This is a genomic window from Collinsella sp. AM18-10, assembly GCF_003471585.1.
Taxonomy (GTDB): domain Bacteria; phylum Actinomycetota; class Coriobacteriia; order Coriobacteriales; family Coriobacteriaceae; genus Collinsella.
In genome coordinates, this window is record NZ_QRJO01000015.1 from 19,537 (window position 1) to 36,060 (window position 16,524).

Below are 16,524 nucleotides of genomic sequence, written 5' to 3' on the forward strand. Positions count from 1 at the left end.
CCGCTTTCACAGATCGAGTCTACCCTGGGGATCAGTAAAACCGGCGCGTCTGCACGGCGAAGTACGCCTGTGCGAGCGCGATTTCTTGCTTGTTTGAATCTCCGTTCTGGGCGATTAAATAGCATGCATGGCGCGTAAGTTTGTAGTCTTTAACCGCGCGAGCGGCGACACCGGCAATTCCCATTTTCGTGGTGTCACGAAAATGAGAATCAACTGGAGTTTTGTTTGTTTCGCACGAGACTTTTGCCCTCTTAACAACTTCGGCGAAGTTTTCCCATCGCGTGTACCCCATGGGTTCCATTAAATCTGTGCGAGCCAATACTCAACGCCGTCTTCTACATTGGCGTAGCTATCAAGTTCGACACGCCACTTCTCGATATCTCTACTGTCCATATCTCCTCCTCGCTGGCCTATTGTCTATGCGGGCTTTGCCCGCTCCGTATTCAGAATAAGGATACGCTGCCGTACGGACACGAATGGGCCCCGTGCCACTTCGAGCTCACGGGGCCCATAGATATCGATTAGTTGTGTTCTGCTTTAGATGGGTGTTCGAATTAGTCCGCTCGATAGTGCGATCCGAGGCTTTCGGTTCGCTTGCGCATGGCTTTGACCATCTCCATTGCCAGCTGAATCTGCGACTGTATGCGGGCGAGCGCAGCGATTTCGCTGTCGTTGGTATGCGGCTTATTTAGAGCTGTGGCATCATCTTGCAGGCTTTCAAGCTCTTGCAGCGCCTTGGAAAGGCCAACTTCGGTCCTGCTGATCATGCAATAGGTGCTCATCGTGTGCTTAAGGCTGCGTGTCAGGCGTTTGGCATCTGTTGTGGCAATGCCATACTGGGGGAGGGCGATATCCATCGGAGCGCCCGCCTTGGGAGCGTCCAGCGCTGCTCGAGCCGCTGATGCGCCCGCGATGCGCCCAAACACGATGCCGTTGGCGCTCGATAAGCCGCCGATGCGGTCGGCGCCGTGCATGCCGCCTGTCGCCTCGCCGCAAGCGTAGAGGCCCTCAACGCCCGTTTGCGCGGTCTTATCGATCTTGATGCCGCCGTTAGCGGCGTGGGCATACATCGCCACGCGCATCTCGTCGGTCGGCGCGATGCCGTGCTCGTCTTGTAGCCAGGTGGCAAAGGTCTGCACAAACTCGGGGACGTCCTCGCGGGGGAAGTCGTAGTGGAGCGCCAGGCCTTCGGCTCCCGCTTGGTCGATGGCTAGGTCGATAGCGCGAGAATCCAGACGCGAAGTGAAGGGACCATATCCGGAGCGTTGCTCGAGCAGATCGTCGAGCTTATCGTCGGCGATATCGACCGGCTGGTCGAACTTGACGTAGCGCCAGGTCTTCTCGTTAAAAACAAGGTTTCGCTTGGGCTCTATAAAGCCGGGCATCATCTGCATGAACTCTATATTAGTAAGGGACGCACCGTGCGCCAGCGCGATAGCCTGTGATGAGCTGAGCACGTCGGCGGAAGTGAGGCTGCGCTCGAACAGGCCACCCGTGCCGCCCGCAGCGATGATAGTGGCCTTGACTGCCATAGGCACGAGACGCTCGTTTGTCCGGTCGTAGAGCGTGGTGCCGACAATCTTTCCGTCCGTATCTTCAACAAGGTCGATAAGCTCATGGCGGGGGAGCAGGCGAATGCCGAGCGACTCGATCCGGGTCGTCAGAGCGTCCTCAAGGGGCTTACGGGTGAGGCCGCGCCACATGCGCGTCTTGTGGTCAAAACAGGGGATAAATTGCTTTTGCTGGGCGCTCTCAGCGCTTTGCGGACGCTGGAGCTCAACGCCTAGGTCTTGCTCGAGCCATTCAATTGCTTGGGGAATGCTGTGGACAAACGTCTGGACAAGCTCGGGGTCGGCGACGCCGCCACCAACGGTCTGGATGGTATCGATGAGGTCTTGTTCGTCGTCTTCGTTAACGGGTCCGATAAGCCCCAGGCCCCAGGTTCCGGGGAAGAAGCTCGATCCACTCATAGTCTTTCCGGCGCTTGCCACAGTGACGGTTGCACCCGTGCGTGCCGCTTCGATGGCGGCGCAAAGGCCCGCAATGCCAGATCCAATTACCAGTACGTCAGTCGATTCCATCGGATTCCTTTCTCGTCCGGCGCATTGTCGCACGGGTGATCGGCAATGGGGCCGCAAAGACTCGGCAAATCGGTAAAGGGCACATATGACAGGTGGGCGTCATGGACGCTCTGACGTTTCATCTCGTCACATCTCGTATTTCGCCCCAACTGATATATCGGCATTCGCTACCCTGCGATAGCGCAAACAAAAAGAGCCGCTACCTCGAAAGGTAGCGGCTCTAAAGCTCAACTATATGAGCATCGCGCGGGCGCGATTAGGCCTTGAGGGCCTCCTCGACGGCGACAGCGCAGGCGACGGTGGCACCGACCATGGGGTTGTTGCCCATGCCGATGAGACCCATCATGTCGACGTGCGCAGGCACGGAGGAAGAACCGGCGAACTGGGCGTCGGAGTGCATACGGCCCATGGTGTCGGTCATGCCGTAAGAGGCAGGGCCGGCGCCCATGTTGTCCGGGTGCAGGGTACGGCCAGTGCCGCCACCAGAAGCGACGGAGAAGTACTTCTTGCCAGCCTCGAGGCGCTCCTTCTTGTAGGTGCCAGCGACGGGGTGCTGGAAGCGCGTGGGGTTGGTGGAGTTGCCGGTGATCGAGATGTCGACGTTCTCGTGCCACATGATGGCAACGCCCTCGCGGACGTCGTCGGAGCCGTAGCAGTTAACGGCAGCGCGGGGACCATCGGAGTAGGGGATGGTCTCGACGACCTTGAGCTCGCCCGTGTAGTAGTCGAACTGAGTCTTCACATAGGTGAAGCCGTTGATGCGGGCGATGATCTGGGCGGCGTCCTTGCCCAGACCGTTCAGGATAACGCGCAGCGGCTTCTTGCGAGCCTTGTTGGCGTTCAGAGCCAGGCCGATAGCACCCTCAGCGGCAGCGAAGGACTCGTGGCCGGCCAGGAAGGCGAAGCACTCGGTGTCGTCGGAGAGCAGCATAGCGCCCAGGTTGCCGTGGCCCAGACCGACCTTGCGGTCCTCGGCGACGGAGCCGGGAACGGTGAAGGCCTGGATGCCCTCGCCGATGATGGCGGCAGCCTCAGAAGCAGTCTTGGCGCCACGCTTGACAGCGAGAGCGCAGCCGAGGGTGTAGGCCCACTCGGCGTTCTGGAAGGCGATGGACTGGGTGTTGTTGACGATCTCACGCGGGTTGAAGCCCTTGTCGGTGCAGATCTGCAGAGCTTCCTCGAGGGAGGCGATGCCGTTGTCGGCGAGGCACTTGTTGATCTTGTCAGCGCGGCGCTCGTAACCTTCGAACGTAACAGTCATAGTTATTTCCCTCCCTTTCTACTCGTGAACCGGGAACACGCTGGCGACGGAGTGAGTCTCCTCGTCGGTGCGCGGGTCGATGTACTTGGCAGCGTTCTCCCACTGACCATAGTGGCCCATAGCGCCAGCGATGGCCTCCTCGGGGGTCTTGCCGGCCTTGACGGCGTCGGTGAACTTGCCGAGGTTCAGGAACTCGAAAGCGATGATCTCGTTCTTGTCGTTGAGAGCCATGCGAGTGACGTAGCCCTGAGCGAGCTCGAGGTAACGAGCGCCCTTGGCCTTGGTGCCGAACATGGTGCCGACCTGAGAGCGAAGGCCCTTGCCGAGGTCGTCGAGGGAGGCGCCCACGGGCAGGCCGCCCTCGGAGAACGCGGTCTGGCTGCGGCCGTAAACGATCTGCAGGAAGATCTCGCGCATAGCAACGTTGATGGCGTCGCAGACGAGGTCGGTGTTGAGGGCCTCGAGGATGGTCTTACCGGGAAGGATCTCGGAAGCCATGGCGGCAGAGTGGGTCATGCCCGAGCAGCCGATGGTCTCAACGAGGGCCTCCTCGATGATGCCGTCCTTGACGTTCAGCGTGAGCTTGCAGGCGCCCTGCTGAGGTGCGCACCAACCCACACCGTGCGTAAGACCGGAGATGTCGGAAATCTCCTTAGCCTGGACCCACTTGCCCTCCTCGGGGATGGGTGCGGGGCCGTGGTATGCACCCTTGGCAACGGGGCACATGTTCTCCACTTCCTGTGAGTACTGCATGCCTCTCCTCTCTATCGTGTTGGCGTCCCGTCTGGGGGTCGTGGCTGGCGATTGCCGGGCGACCCTTCGAAAGGGACATGACATGCAGCCCCTATAATACCGCGAAATGCACGGAATATTCGGCGAACGGCTCAGTTTTCGTAGCGAGAAGTCCGGAAGTTTTAATTGAAACGGTTTAACTATATGTTCTGTGGTCGCGAACTTCCGTAGAGGGGGTTCGTCTTGGGCAAGCTTTTGGTCAGCTCTTGTATGCGTTGCGGGGTCTGACCTGTTGCAACGGTGCCGTTCGCCGCCCGTTTACTGCCTTTGGCCGCGCGAGTGTATTGTTTTGCGTGAATGTTTTGATGGCACGCTTCAATCGTGCTGTATTGGATGGCAATCAGATCCCGGCGAAGGGAGCGCCATGCAGCGCGTTTGGAGAACGGTTACCGGCTTTTACCATGTCTGTGCCCGCGGTGTGGGCAAGCAGCTCATCTTTGAGGGCGATGAAGACCGGTGGGAGTTTTTGGAGCTGATGCGCGAGTGCTGCCGCGAGGCGGGCGTGACGGTTATCGCCTGGTGCCTTATGGGCAATCACGTGCATCTGGTGCTTGCAGATTACGAGGACGCGATGAGCGCGGCGATGCACCGGCTGCTTTTGACGTACGCGCGGCGGTTCAATAAACGCACGGGGCGTACAGGTCATCTGTTCCAGAACCGTTTTGACCGGCGCTCGCTCGATACCGACTGGCAGACGATGGAGGCTATTCGCTCCGTACACGCCGATCCTCAGGATGCGGGCGTTAGCCTAATCGAGCGTTATCCCTGGAGTAGCTTTGCGGAGCATTTGTGCGCTTACGACGGTGACGCGGCAGATGTCGCGAGGGGATTTTCTGATCCTTCTTGCGTGCTTGAGCTTTTTGGTTCTGCCGAGGGCTTTATTGCCTATTCGCTTTCGACGCCCGACGGCAGTGAGCCAGCGCTGTGCGATATGAAAGAGACGGAATGGGAACGCCACGCCTTTGCCAACAAGATGGCGAAGAGTCTCGGGGTTCCGCTCTGCGGGGTTAAAGCCGCACCGCCGGCGCGGCGCGATACCGTTATTGTTGGATTACACGATGCCGGTTTCACGGTGCGCCAGATTGAGCGCTATACCGGGATTGGCAAAAGTACCGTCTCTCGTATTGTGCGTGCCCGCGCGCGGACGGCGATGCGGACTGGCGGAAACGTGATGTAGGGTCGCCTGTACACCGCAGATGGGGTCGTCTATACGCCGCAACAAGCGTTCAAAAGCTTGGTGCGGTAACTGCACTTCTTTATATGCATAGAACAATCGCCATCTTGCATAAAATAAGGGCTCAGTCCGGGTTTGCCCGTGCCTACCCCCATCTGCGCCGTGCAAAAAACGGAGTTTTCAGCATCGCGGTGCTGCCACTACCGTCGCAATTTTGCAACATACGGGCCCCGAAGCTATTTATGCCTGCCGATGCGCTCCCGAAGCTCATGTTTGCGCCCCTGAGACCAAGATGCTTGTTCTAAAACGCACTATATATGCGCCTGGAGACGTTGATTAACGCTTTCGATGCGTATACACACAGCTTGGCGTGCTGAATACTCGCAAAAATGCACGCCGCTCCCTATGGGACCCGTCTGCAGCAGGCGCGAAGCGAATTGGAGCCCAGCTGGATGGGGCATGGGACGATGCTAGGCGTGCTCGTGGCCCTGCCGCAGGCCTTTGGTGCTGTGGAAAACGCCCGTGTTCGCGTCTGGCTGTGTGGTAAATGACAGACGGGGTGCAGGACGCGCGGACTTTGTGCGTTCGCGCTCATTAGAAAAAACAGAGCCGCCCGTATCGGGCGGCTCGGCAATCAAAAACCTTGGATTCGGGGCATACGCTACTGGGTTGCTTGCCCCTCGAGCATGCCGTCGAGGGTGCGCCAGGCGAGCTCGGCGCATTTAACGCGGGCGGGCATGTGCGAGATGTCCTGGAGCTGGGCGGCCTCGTCCAGATCTTCCAGGTCCTCCTCGGAGAGCTTCTCGCCGCGGATCATGGCGAGGAAGAGCTCTGCCAGGCGGCGAGCTTCCTCGACGGTCTCGCCGGTGATGAGGTCGGCCATGATGTCGGCACTGGCCTGGCTGATGGCGCAGCCGTGGCCGGTGAAGGAGGCCTCCTCGATCACGTTGTTCTCGACACGTAGCTGCAAGGTGAGCTCGTCTCCGCAGCTGGGGTTGATGCCGTCGTGCTCGTGCGTGGGGGCATCCATCTCGTACTTGTAGTCGGGGTGCGAGTTGTGCTCCATAAATGTGGTGGAGGTGTAGAGGTTACCCATTGAACGTGCTCCAAACGTGATGCAGACCGGCGATGAACTTGTCGATATCGGCCTTGTCGTTGTAGAAGGCCACGCTGGCGCGGCAGCAGGCGAGGTTCTCGACGCCCAGCCAGGTGAGCAGCGGCTGCGCGCAGTGGTGACCGGCGCGGATGCAGACGCCGTCCATGTCCATGATGCTCGCGACGTCGTGCGGGTGGATGCCCTTGACGTTAAAGCTCACGACGCCGTGGTGGTTATCCCAATAGATGGAGCCGATGATCTGGACAAAGTCGAGCTGCATGAGTTCGCCCATCAGATAGTGGACGAGTGCCTGCTCGCGGGCCTGGATGTTCTCGTAACCCACCGTGTTGACCAGGTAGTCGAGTGCCGCACCCGTGGCGAAGATGCCGGCGGCGTCCTGCGTGCCGGCCTCGAATTTCTCGGGGACGGGCGCCCAGACGGCGTCCCGCTCGGTGACCGAGTCGATCATCTCGCCGCCGGTGAGCATGGGCGGCATGGCGTTGAGCAGGTCCATTTTGCCCCACAGCACGCCGATGCCCATGGGGCCCATGGCCTTGTGCGCGCTAAAGGCAAAGAAGTCGGCGCCCAGGTCGGCCACATCGACCGGCATGTGCGGCAGCGACTGCGCACCGTCGACGACCAGGTAGCCGCCGTACTTGTGCACGAGTTTGCCGAGGTTCTTGACTGGGTTCTCGACGCCCAACACGTTGGAGACCTGACCCACAGCCAGAATCTTGGTCTTGGGACCCACCTTGGCCAGAACCTCCTCGGTCGTGAGCTGGCCGGTCTTGGTGGGGTAGAGGTAGACGAGCTTGGCGCCGGTCTCGCGGCAGACCTGCTGCCACGGAATCAGGTTGGAGTGGTGCTCCATGATGGTGATGACGACCTCATCGCCCGGTTCGAGCACTGTGGGCGCAAAGCTCTTGGCGACCAGGTTGAGCGACTCGCTCGTGTTGCGGGTGAAGACGACCTCGTTGGCCTGGGCGGCGCCGATGACGTCGGCGATCTGCTGGCGCACCTTCGCGATGGCGTCGGTGGCCTCGACGGACAGCGAGTACAGGCCACGCAGGGGGTTGGCGTTCATGCGCTGATAGAAGTCGCGCTCGGCGTCAAGCACACAGGCAGGGCGCTGCGCGGTGGCGGCGCTATCGAGGAAGGCGATCTCGGGGTGCTGCTGGAACAGGGGGAACTGGCCCTTGTAGGGGTTGGCCTCGATGTCCACAGTGGGCCAGCCGCGCGAAGCCTCGTCGCTGGCGTCGAGCTCCATGGGCTCGGGGGCAGTACAGGTGTCGCATTTAACGTGCTCGGTGTCGATCATGCGAGCTCCTCTTCAAAGTTGTCGATCAGGTTGTTGCCTAGGCGGACGACGGCGGCGCGGGTGCGCTCGTCGGTGGCGGAAAGCGCGGCGTCCTCCAGCTTGGCGCGGATGAACAGGTCCTCGGCGGCGTTTTGGTCAAGGCCGCGGCAGGCGAGGTAGAACAGCTGCTCGTCGCGGACGTGACCGATGGTGGCGCCGTGGTTGCCGGCGACGTCGTCCTCGTCGCAGAGAATGACGGGAACGGTCTTGTTGTCGACGCCCTTGTTGGCCAAAAGCACCGTCTCGCGCTCGGTGCCGGTTGCACCCTTGCAGCCGTGCACGAGGTCGATGGTGCCACGGTAGACCTTCTTGGACGTGCCGGTCAGCACGCCGTTGGCGTCGATCTCGCACTCGGTCTTGCGACCGCGGTGGCGCAGCTCGTAGTTAAAGTCGCGCACCTGCTCGCGGGCGCCCAGGTAGTCAGTATCGATGGTGACCTTGGCGGTATCGCCCAGCAGGTCGCCGGCAAGGCCGGTGGCGCTGGCGCCGGCACCCAGGACGGTGTGCTGCACGTTGACGCGCGCGCCCTCGTCCAGGAACAGGCCGGTGTCGTCGAGCGCGATCCAGCTATCGTCGAGCGTCTGCGTGCAGGTCACGTTGACGATGGCGTACTCGTGGGAGCACACGCGTAGCACGGAGCCCACGACACCCTCGCCGGTAACAGGGGAGTCCAGGGCGATCTGCAGGTCGAGCGTTGCCCGCGGGCGGGCGACGACGTCGATGGCGGCGATGGCCGCGGCGGCATCGACACCGCTCACGCGCACAGCAACCGTGGCGTGCTTGTATGCGGGCACATCGATGACGATGTGCTTGGTAGCGTGTTCGGCCAAGTAGGCGTAGGCAGCCTCGCCCATGCCGGTTTCGAAGGCTTCAACGGGGGAGAGCTCCTCCTCGAGCTTAATGGCACCGGCCTGGTAGACGGAGGTGGCGGGTACGTCGAGCTCGGTCTCGGGCGTGATGCGGGCGCGGTCGGCGGCATCACCGGGGGCGGAGGCACGGCGCTCGGGGAAGCGCTCGGCCATGGCGTCCATGGCGGTGTCGAAGGCGTCGGCCGCGCCGGAGAACTGCTCGTCCAAGCCCTCGACCTCAACGGCCTCGGCGGGAGTGGCGGCAAGCTCGTCAGAGAGCTCGAGCTTGGTCTGGTTCATTTTCAACCAGCCCCAGGTTGCTGCGGGCATCGCGTTGACCTGCTCGAGCGTGGTAGCAGCGGCGTTGGTTTCCTGTTTCATTATCCGATCGCTCCTTCCATCTCGAGCTTGATCAGGTTGTTCATCTCGACGGCATACTCCAGCGGCAGCTCCTTGGAGACCGGGTTAGCAAAGCCGTTGACGATCATGGTGCGGGCCTCTTCCTCCGAGATGCCGCGGCTCATCAGGTAGAACACCTTGTCGTCGCCGATGCGGCCGATGGTGGCCTCGTGGCCGATGTCGACGTTCTTGGCGCGGATGTCCATGGCGGGGATGGTGTCGGAGCGGCTCTGGTCATCGAGCATGAGCGACTGGCAGCTCACGGTTGCCTTGGAACCCTCTGCCTTGGGCGTGGCCACGATAGAGCTGCGGAAGGTCTGAATGCCGCCGCTCTTGGAGATACCTTTGGTCTCGACGGTTGCCGAGGTATCGGGCGCGTTGAGCACGACCTTGCAGCCGGTATCCAGGTTCTGGCCGGCGCCGGCAAAGGTGATGCCGGTAAAGCTCGAGCGGGCGCGGCGGCCGTTGAGCACGCTCATGGGGTAGAGGTAGCCCACGTGGCTGCCGAAGGAACCGCTGATCCACTCGATATCGCCGTCCTCGTCCACGCGCGCACGCTTGGTGTTGAGGTTGTACATATTCTTGGACCAGTTCTCGATGGTCGAGTAGCGCAGATGTGCACGCTTGCCCACAAAGAGCTCGACGGCGCCGGCGTGGAGGTTGGCAACGTTGTACTTGGGCGCGGAGCAACCCTCGATAAAGTGCAGGTCGGCGTCGTCCTCGACGATGATGAGCGTGTGCTCAAACTGGCCGGCACCCTTGGCGTTAAGGCGGAAGTAGCTCTGCAGCGGAAAATCGAGCTTGGTGCCCTTGGGCACGTAGACAAACGAGCCGCCCGACCACACGGCACCGTGCAGGGCCGCAAACTTGTGGTCGGTGGGCGGGATGAGCGTCATAAACTTCTCGTGGATGAGCGGCTCCCACTGCGGGTCGTGCAGGGCCTCCTCGATGCCGGAGTAGACGATACCCATCTTGGACGCGGTGTCCTGCATGTTGTGGTAGACCAGCTCGGAGTCGTACTGCGCGCCGACGCCCGCCAGGTAGCTGCGCTCGGCCTCGGGGATGCCCAGGCGCTCAAAGGTGTTCTTGATGTCGTCGGGCACCGACTCCCAGTCGTGCTTTTGGTCGGTGTTGGGCTTGACGTAGGTGACGATGTTGTCCATGTCCAGGCCCTCGATCGAGGGGCCCCACGTCGGGTCGGGAAAACGATTGAAGATCTCGAGGGACTTTAAGCGCAGATCGAGCATCCACTGTGGCTCGTCCTTCTTGGCGCTGATCTCGCGCACGATGTCGGGCGTGATGCCGGCGTCGAGGCGCTCGAATCCCTCCTCGCCGTAGGTGAAGTCGTAGAGGCTGCGGTCGATGTCCGCGACCTCGGTGCGGTTCTTGGTCATTGCGTCGCCCCTTTACGCCTGCTGCTCGGCAGCGGCGGCCTCGGCCTGGGCGCGCTGCTCGGCGGCCTCGCGCTCGAAGGTCTCAAAGCCGTTCTTGTCGATCCAGGGGATCAGCGAGGCATCGTCCTCGCGCACGATGTGGCCCTTGACCATAACGTGGACGCGGTCGACATCCAGGTGCTCCAGGATGCGCGTGTTGTGCGTGATGATGAGCATGGAGCCGTTGCAGCTCTTGCGGTAGGCGTCCATACCGTGGCTGACGGTGGACAGGGCGTCGACGTCCAGGCCGGAGTCGGTCTCGTCCAAGATGGCGAGCTTGGGCTGCAGCAGCAGAAGCTGGAGCATCTCGACCTTCTTTTTCTCGCCGCCCGAGAAGCCCACGCCCAGCTCACGGTTGAGGTAGGCGGTATCCATGTTAAGCTCGGCCGCGAGCTCCTTGACGCGACGACGGAATTCCTTGCCCTTCATCTCCAGGCCGGGGCGGCCGGCGATACTGGCGCGCAAAAAGCTCGACAGTGGCACGCCGGGGATCTCGACAGGGGCCTGGAAGCTCAGGAACAGGCCGGCGCGCGAGCGCTTGTCGGTGGTGAGCTCGGTGATGTCCTGGCCGTCAAAGACGATGCGGCCGTCGTTGACCGTGTAGACGGGGTCGCCCATGACCAGGTGGCCAAGGGTGGACTTGCCGGCGCCGTTGGGTCCCATCAACACGTGGGTCTCGCCGGCGGCGACGTTAAGGTTGACGTTGTGGAGGATGGTCTTCTCGTCCACGGAGGCGGTCAGACCTTCGATGGAAAGCAGCGGATTTGCGCTCATGCTGTCCCTCTCTGTATATGGTGTACTCATGGGTGTACGAAACCCTAGGAATCTTCTCGGAATAAAGTTACTATGGGTTCGGCGTTAGTCAAGGGAAAACCCGACTAATCCACTCGACTTTTCTAGATGTGGGACAAAATAACCTGTTGTGTTTGTCCCACTTACTTAAGATTTGGGACAAACAAACCTGGTTATGTTGTCCAAGATGCGATGGGAGGGTAGGTATGCTCATTTCTTCTAAGGGCCGCTATGCCCTCCGACTGATGATCTATATCGCAGCGCTGGGCGACGCCGAGGGCAAGATCGCTCTGCGCGAGGTCGCCGACCGCGAGCGTATCTCGCAAAAGTATCTGGAGCAGCTGGTTCGTCCGCTCATGAAGGCGGGCCTACTTAAGAGCGTGCGCGGCAAGGGCGGCGGCTACATGATGGCCAAGGACCCGGCCGAGGTGCGTGCCGGCGACATCCTGCGCGCCGTCGAAGGCAGCACGGCTCCGGTGGCGTGCGATGGCATCGACAACAGCTGCGCCCGCAGCGATCTTTGCTCGACCGTCAAATTCTGGCGCGGTCTGGACGACGTGATCGAAAAGTACGTCGACGGCGTGACGTTGGCCGACCTTGCTGCCGTCCCCGAGATCAACTTCGACATTAAGCTGTAGGGCTGCAGATGGTATCTCTCGACAAGGTGTACAAGCAAATTGAGATTTTTGCTCGGGAATGTGACGCCGAGAGGGTTGTGCTGTTTGGTTCTCGTGCCCGCGGTGACAACTTGCCTAAGAGCGATATTGATATTGCTGTAGCAGGTTGCCGGGATTTCGACCGTTTCTCATATCTGATAGAGGAGCGTCTTGATACTCTTTTAGATATAGACGTCGTCAATCTGGATGAGTCCTTATCGCAGCAATTGCTCGATGAAATTGCCAGGGATGGTGTGATTCTGTATGAAAAAATATGAGAACTTTGCCAGCGCCTTGGCGAATCTTGAGGATGCACCCAATCAGGATCTTAGCAATGATTTTGTTCAGAGTGGTTTGATTAATAAGTTCAATCTTCAATTTGAACTGAGCTGGAAGCTCCTTAAGCGTCTGCTCGAGTATGAGGGCGCCACGCTTGCCGCGTCGGGGTCTCCTCGTGCCATCTTGAAGGAGTCCTACCGATTCTACTACTTTATTGATGAGGCGGCCTGGCTAGATATGCTCAAAGACCGCAATACGAACGTCCATATCTATGACAACAAGCTCGCTCAAGATTTGATTCAGCGCATCTTGAACGTATATATTCCCGCTTTTTGTCAGTTGAGGGACGGGCTGATGGAGCGATACGGCGAGCTTCTGATGGCGCCCGACGACCAGTTTGTTTAATTCCTTAAGATTTCGCGGAGGGTTGTTGCCGTTTACCGAGGGGTTGTTGTGCAACAACGGGCGAGCTGCAATACTTATTTTTATCTTTGCAAACTGCACTTTAACTACACCAATGCAGGGAGGATCTTATGCAGCCCAAGCATTCTGCTATTGTCGCGGGCCTGACGCTGGCGCTTTCGTTTGGCGCCGTTTCCGTGCCGGCACCCGCCGCTGCCGAGGAGCCCACGCCGGGCGTTGCCTCGGATGCCACCGATATCGATAAGGGTCTCTACACCCAGCAGTCCTTCTCGGGCGTGCTGAGGTCGGTCCAGGGCGTTTCGTTTGTTAACGTGACTCCCGAGATGAAGTACTTCACCAAATACGAGAGTCACGGCAACTATAACCAGGGCTTTTCGTACGGTGACGGTTATAACGCGCTGGGTTATTACCAGTTCGACCGTCGTTGGTCGCTCATCCCGTTTATGAAGCAGGCCTACAACTACAACCCCGAAAAATACAGCATGCTCAAGGATGCGATTGATCGCGGCAGCGAGATTTCCAACACGAGCAATGCCATGTACGAGAACGGCCAGCTCACCGAGTTGGGCCGTATTGCGCAGGAGGCTTTCCAAGGTGCTTATAACACCGACCCTGTTGAGTTCTCGGCTCTGCAGGATGCGTATGCGTACAACTCGTACTATGCGGTGACCGAGGCGTGGCTCAAGAGCGGCCTGGGCATTGATATTTCGGGCCGTGCCGATTGCGTTAAGGGCATGGTGTGGAGCATCACCAACATGTGCGGCACCGGTGGTTGCAGGGACTTCTTCCGTTGGGCAAACCTTTCTAACAGTATGACTGATCGCGAGTTTGTGACGGCGCTTTCCAACAGTGTGGTCAATAACGTGGCGACCAAGTATTCGAGCCAGCCCCAGTATCATGAGGGCTGGAAGAACCGCTACCGCAACGAGCTGAAGGACTGCTTGGTTTATATCGCCGAGGACGAGGCCGCTGCCGCTGCGACGCCCGTGCAGCCCGAGCCCACGCCGGCGCCCTCGCCGACGCCTGATTCGAATGACGACTCGAGCGACGATGCCAACGATGACAGGATGGATGCGCCCTCGACCGGTGCTGACGGTGATGGCTCTGCTGGTGGCACTACCAACAACGGCTCTACCTCGAACGGCTCCGTTTCGAACGGCTCTGCTGCGGGCGATTCGTCTTCAAGCTCTGCCGGCAATACGGACAGCGACGCTTCTGGTTCGACCGGCGCTGGCACCTCTAACTCATCCACCGGCTCGAGCGATTCGTCCGTTGGCACCGGCTCTAACAACGGCTCCGGCTCTGACGCAACCCCTGGTTCCGATGCTTCCAAGGATGACTCGAATAAGGCGCCGGACGTTCCCGTTGCTTCGCCGGACAAGAAGCCTTCTTTCTCCGAGCAGCTTGGTTCTACGCTGGGCTCTTCGCTGATGGCTGGCGTCAATAACGGCTCGACCCAGAACAAGGGCAACTCTGATCAGGTTTCCACGGAAAAGATCGAAGCCGCAAAGGGCGACTCCAAGGACAAGGCTTCCGAGAAGACCGAATCCGATAAGGGTTCTAGCTCTGAGGAGAAGAGCGACAAGTCCGAACAGAAGAAGGACGAGGATAAGAAGTCTGAATCTGAGGAGAAAGACAAGAGCAAGGGCAAGACTGAGGACGGAAAGCAGCAGAGCGAGGACAGCGGTAAGGGCAACACCGATGACCAGGTCCAGGAGCAAAATGACTCCAAAACGGTGACCACCACGACCACGACGACTACAACTACCAAGTCTTCGGGCGGCAACATGCCCAAGACGGGCGATCTGATTGTGATGGCGAGCCTTGCTAGTGCAAGCTTGGCCACACTGGGCGCTACGTCTATCGTAAGTGGTAAGCATAAGCTCGATCAGCAGAAGAAGGCTTCTGGGGAGGACGGCTCGGAGGAGTAATCTTCCAGATCGTTTTCTATAAGAGTTTGGGACGGGGTCCGGTGCGGCGGCATCGGGCCCCGTTTTGTTGTGCAACGATTTGTTATGCCCCCTCGGGGGTCTGTTGCTACCGTTGCCCGAAACGTTTTCATGTCGATATTGTTGCGCTCTACCCGCTAGCTACAATGGGCATCGTGCTGCGTTAGAAGGAGAGTTTACGGTGTCTGAACAGGCGAATTATGGTGTTGCTCATGCGTTTGGTGCACGGTTGCTCGGTTATGCGGATAACGCAGCTCTGCCGGTTGATGTACACGACTTTTCCGATGCAATCAATCGGTGCTTAGTCGTCGATAAGACTATGTTTATTGCCGATATATTGGACAGCGAAGTACCCGTTGCGCTTTGCTGTCGGCCTAAGGGTTTTGGCAAGAGCATGAATTTATCGATGCTCAAGTGCTATTTGGAACGACCTGATCACCGGCTGCCGGATCGAAGCCTGTTCGCTGGTACCCAGATTTGGCAGGCGGGCGGCGGTCGCTATCGTGATGAGTACGCGAGTTATCCGGTCATCATGCTCGACTTTACAGCTGCCGCTGCGAGGCGCGACGCCGATGCTGCGGCGGCTATTCGCAGCGCTGTCGCGAACGAGTGCGCCCGATTGCTGCCGCTGCTTGCCGCACCTGATCTGTCAAGACGTGAGGTCCGTCTTATCGAGAGGGCGGCGCGTGGGGTGGCCAGCGATAAGGAGATCGATGCGGCGCTTGGCGTGTTTATCAAGCTGCTCCAGGCAGCTTTCGATGAGCAGGTTGTTCTTCTGATAGACGACTACGACGCGGTATGTCCAAAGCGTTTGGACGCTAAGGACGACGGTAGCGTGGATTCCCTAGAGTCGCTCAGCCGAATGTTGTTCGACACCATTGCCGATGCCGGCGACTCGTTGCGATTGACGTGTCTGATGTGCGAACGCCCCGGTCATGCCGAGTTTGCGTTGTCCCAACGTGGGGTTTCCTATCGGTCGGCGACGCCACTGTCGAGTTGGTGTGATCGATGGTTCGGTTTTTCGGACGACGAAGTCCAAGTGCTGTTGGATTGCATCGGTCGCAACGGCTGCCTGGATGACGCGCGTGAGTGGCTCGAGGGCTATCTGTTTGGTGGTTTTTATTGCTCGAGCCCGGAGCGCGTGGTGGACTACGCACATCGCGATTGCGTCGCGCCCGTTCGGGCGGATCTGTATTGTTACGCCGACCGTCTGGGCGCATGCGTCGGCGACTGGAATCTCATTCGCCTGTCCACATTGTTCGATTTGGTTGAGCCGCATGGGTTTATTGAGGCGCCAGTGCATATGCATGCCGAGGAGGTCGATGCCGCCAAGCCCGAAGATATCTGGACTGCGCTGTATCTGTCTGGATTCCTTACGACGGATATGACGGGGCATTCGGAGGACGGCGCGTGCCTTCGTTCCCTGCGTCTGCCTAATAACGAAGTGCGTCAGGCGCTCCGTCTTGTAATTCTGGAATGGTTTGAGTGCGCCGTTGAGGACGTTGGAGTTATCGACTCGTTCCATGACGGGCTGTGTCGAGGAGACGAGGACACTGTAAAGCAAGCTTTGAGCTGTGCTATCGGCGATCTGGGCATCGATGTGGGCCAATCAGATATGCCGACAGCCTATCATCTGGCGCTTCAGGGGCTCTGCTTTGGACTGCCCGGCTATTGCAATCCCAGCTCCAAGCGAAGTGGCGTCTCGGATCGCTGGGATATCCAGGTGATTCCCACCGGTCGGGTGTTTGACGTGGCCGACACGCTCGGCATGCTCGATGAGCGACCGCTCATTACGGTCAACATGTTGTACGACCCTGGCGTCGATGCCCTGGGCCTGGAACTGTTGGCGGTTCAGGCGCTGCTCGACATAGAGCGCGACGGCATCGATGATATCCGCGTGCCGCGCCCCGCCGTCGGGCGCATGCGTTGGGGCTTTGGCTTTGACGGTCAGCGTGTGTCCGTGGTGTGTCAACGACTGTAGCGG

15 protein-coding genes are annotated in these 16,524 nt (G+C 59.7%); 6 read left to right on the forward strand and 9 right to left on the reverse strand.

The features are described 5' to 3' along the window. Nucleotides 1–31: 31 nt before the first annotated feature. From DW211_RS10460 to DW211_RS08365, 4 genes are all read right to left on the reverse strand, one after another. Nucleotides 32–301 (reverse strand): BRO family protein, encoded by a 270-nt coding sequence (locus tag DW211_RS10460; RefSeq protein WP_369832403.1) that lies wholly within the window; start codon nucleotides 299–301, stop codon nucleotides 32–34. A gap of 253 nt (nucleotides 302–554) precedes the next feature. Next, the gene (locus DW211_RS08355; protein ID WP_118260245.1) at nucleotides 555–2,081 is read right to left on the reverse strand and encodes an FAD-dependent oxidoreductase; all 1,527 of its coding nucleotides are present in this window, start codon (nucleotides 2,079–2,081) and stop codon (nucleotides 555–557) included. 256 nt (nucleotides 2,082–2,337) lie between these two features. Then, nucleotides 2,338–3,342, reverse strand: coding sequence for a GGGtGRT protein (locus tag DW211_RS08360; RefSeq protein WP_055252290.1), 1,005 nt, complete (start codon nucleotides 3,340–3,342; stop codon nucleotides 2,338–2,340). 18 nt (nucleotides 3,343–3,360) lie between these two features. Continuing rightward, the gene (locus tag DW211_RS08365; RefSeq protein WP_006235554.1) at nucleotides 3,361–4,095 is read right to left on the reverse strand and encodes an iron-sulfur cluster assembly scaffold protein; all 735 of its coding nucleotides are present in this window, start codon (nucleotides 4,093–4,095) and stop codon (nucleotides 3,361–3,363) included. Between the two features lie 403 nt (nucleotides 4,096–4,498). On the opposite strand from DW211_RS08365, the gene DW211_RS08370 reads away from it, so the two are divergent. Continuing rightward, nucleotides 4,499–5,311, forward strand: coding sequence for a transposase (locus DW211_RS08370; protein ID WP_118260247.1), 813 nt, complete (start codon nucleotides 4,499–4,501; stop codon nucleotides 5,309–5,311). Between the two features lie 658 nt (nucleotides 5,312–5,969). Here DW211_RS08370 and sufU read toward each other — a convergent pair. From sufU to sufC, 5 genes are read right to left on the reverse strand one after another with little or no spacing between them, the layout of a single operon-like run. After that, complete coding sequence (gene sufU, locus DW211_RS08375; RefSeq protein WP_118260249.1) at nucleotides 5,970–6,404, reverse strand: Fe-S cluster assembly sulfur transfer protein SufU; 435 nt, start codon at nucleotides 6,402–6,404, stop codon at nucleotides 5,970–5,972. Further along, complete coding sequence (locus DW211_RS08380) at nucleotides 6,397–7,722, reverse strand: aminotransferase class V-fold PLP-dependent enzyme (protein WP_199576754.1); 1,326 nt, start codon at nucleotides 7,720–7,722, stop codon at nucleotides 6,397–6,399. The genes sufU and DW211_RS08380 overlap by 8 nt, the downstream gene beginning before the upstream one ends. After that, nucleotides 7,719–8,990, reverse strand: coding sequence for a SufD family Fe-S cluster assembly protein (locus DW211_RS08385; RefSeq protein WP_118260251.1), 1,272 nt, complete (start codon nucleotides 8,988–8,990; stop codon nucleotides 7,719–7,721). Before DW211_RS08385 ends, DW211_RS08380 begins: the two co-directional genes overlap by 4 nt. Continuing rightward, entirely contained in the window at nucleotides 8,990–10,402 is a 1,413-nt protein-coding gene (gene sufB / locus DW211_RS08390; protein WP_117854891.1) for a Fe-S cluster assembly protein SufB, read from the reverse strand. Before sufB ends, DW211_RS08385 begins: the two co-directional genes overlap by 1 nt. Before the next feature lie 12 nt (nucleotides 10,403–10,414). Next, nucleotides 10,415–11,215: a Fe-S cluster assembly ATPase SufC gene (gene sufC, locus DW211_RS08395; protein ID WP_118260253.1), complete on the reverse strand. Its 801-nt coding sequence runs from the start codon at nucleotides 11,213–11,215 to the stop codon at nucleotides 10,415–10,417. Nucleotides 11,216–11,439: 224 nt separating this feature from the next. Here sufC and DW211_RS08400 point away from each other — a divergent pair, with 224 nt between their 5' ends. From DW211_RS08400 to DW211_RS08420, 5 genes are all read left to right on the forward strand, one after another. After that, nucleotides 11,440–11,871: an Rrf2 family transcriptional regulator gene (locus DW211_RS08400; RefSeq protein ID WP_099431873.1), complete on the forward strand. Its 432-nt coding sequence runs from the start codon at nucleotides 11,440–11,442 to the stop codon at nucleotides 11,869–11,871. An 8-nt stretch (nucleotides 11,872–11,879) separates the two neighbouring features. Beyond that, nucleotides 11,880–12,167, forward strand: a complete 288-nt coding sequence (locus tag DW211_RS08405) for a nucleotidyltransferase family protein (RefSeq protein ID WP_117655961.1) — start codon at nucleotides 11,880–11,882, stop codon at nucleotides 12,165–12,167. Further along, a complete protein-coding gene (locus tag DW211_RS08410) occupies nucleotides 12,154–12,573 on the forward strand; it encodes an HI0074 family nucleotidyltransferase substrate-binding subunit (RefSeq protein ID WP_118260255.1) in 420 nt (139 codons plus the stop codon). Before DW211_RS08405 ends, DW211_RS08410 begins: the two co-directional genes overlap by 14 nt. Nucleotides 12,574–12,701: 128 nt before the next feature. Next, nucleotides 12,702–14,522: a hypothetical protein gene (locus tag DW211_RS08415; protein ID WP_118260257.1), complete on the forward strand. Its 1,821-nt coding sequence runs from the start codon at nucleotides 12,702–12,704 to the stop codon at nucleotides 14,520–14,522. Between the two features lie 199 nt (nucleotides 14,523–14,721). Next, entirely contained in the window at nucleotides 14,722–16,521 is a 1,800-nt protein-coding gene (locus tag DW211_RS08420; RefSeq protein ID WP_158568513.1) for an AAA family ATPase, read from the forward strand. Nucleotides 16,522–16,524: the final 3 nt, after the last annotated feature.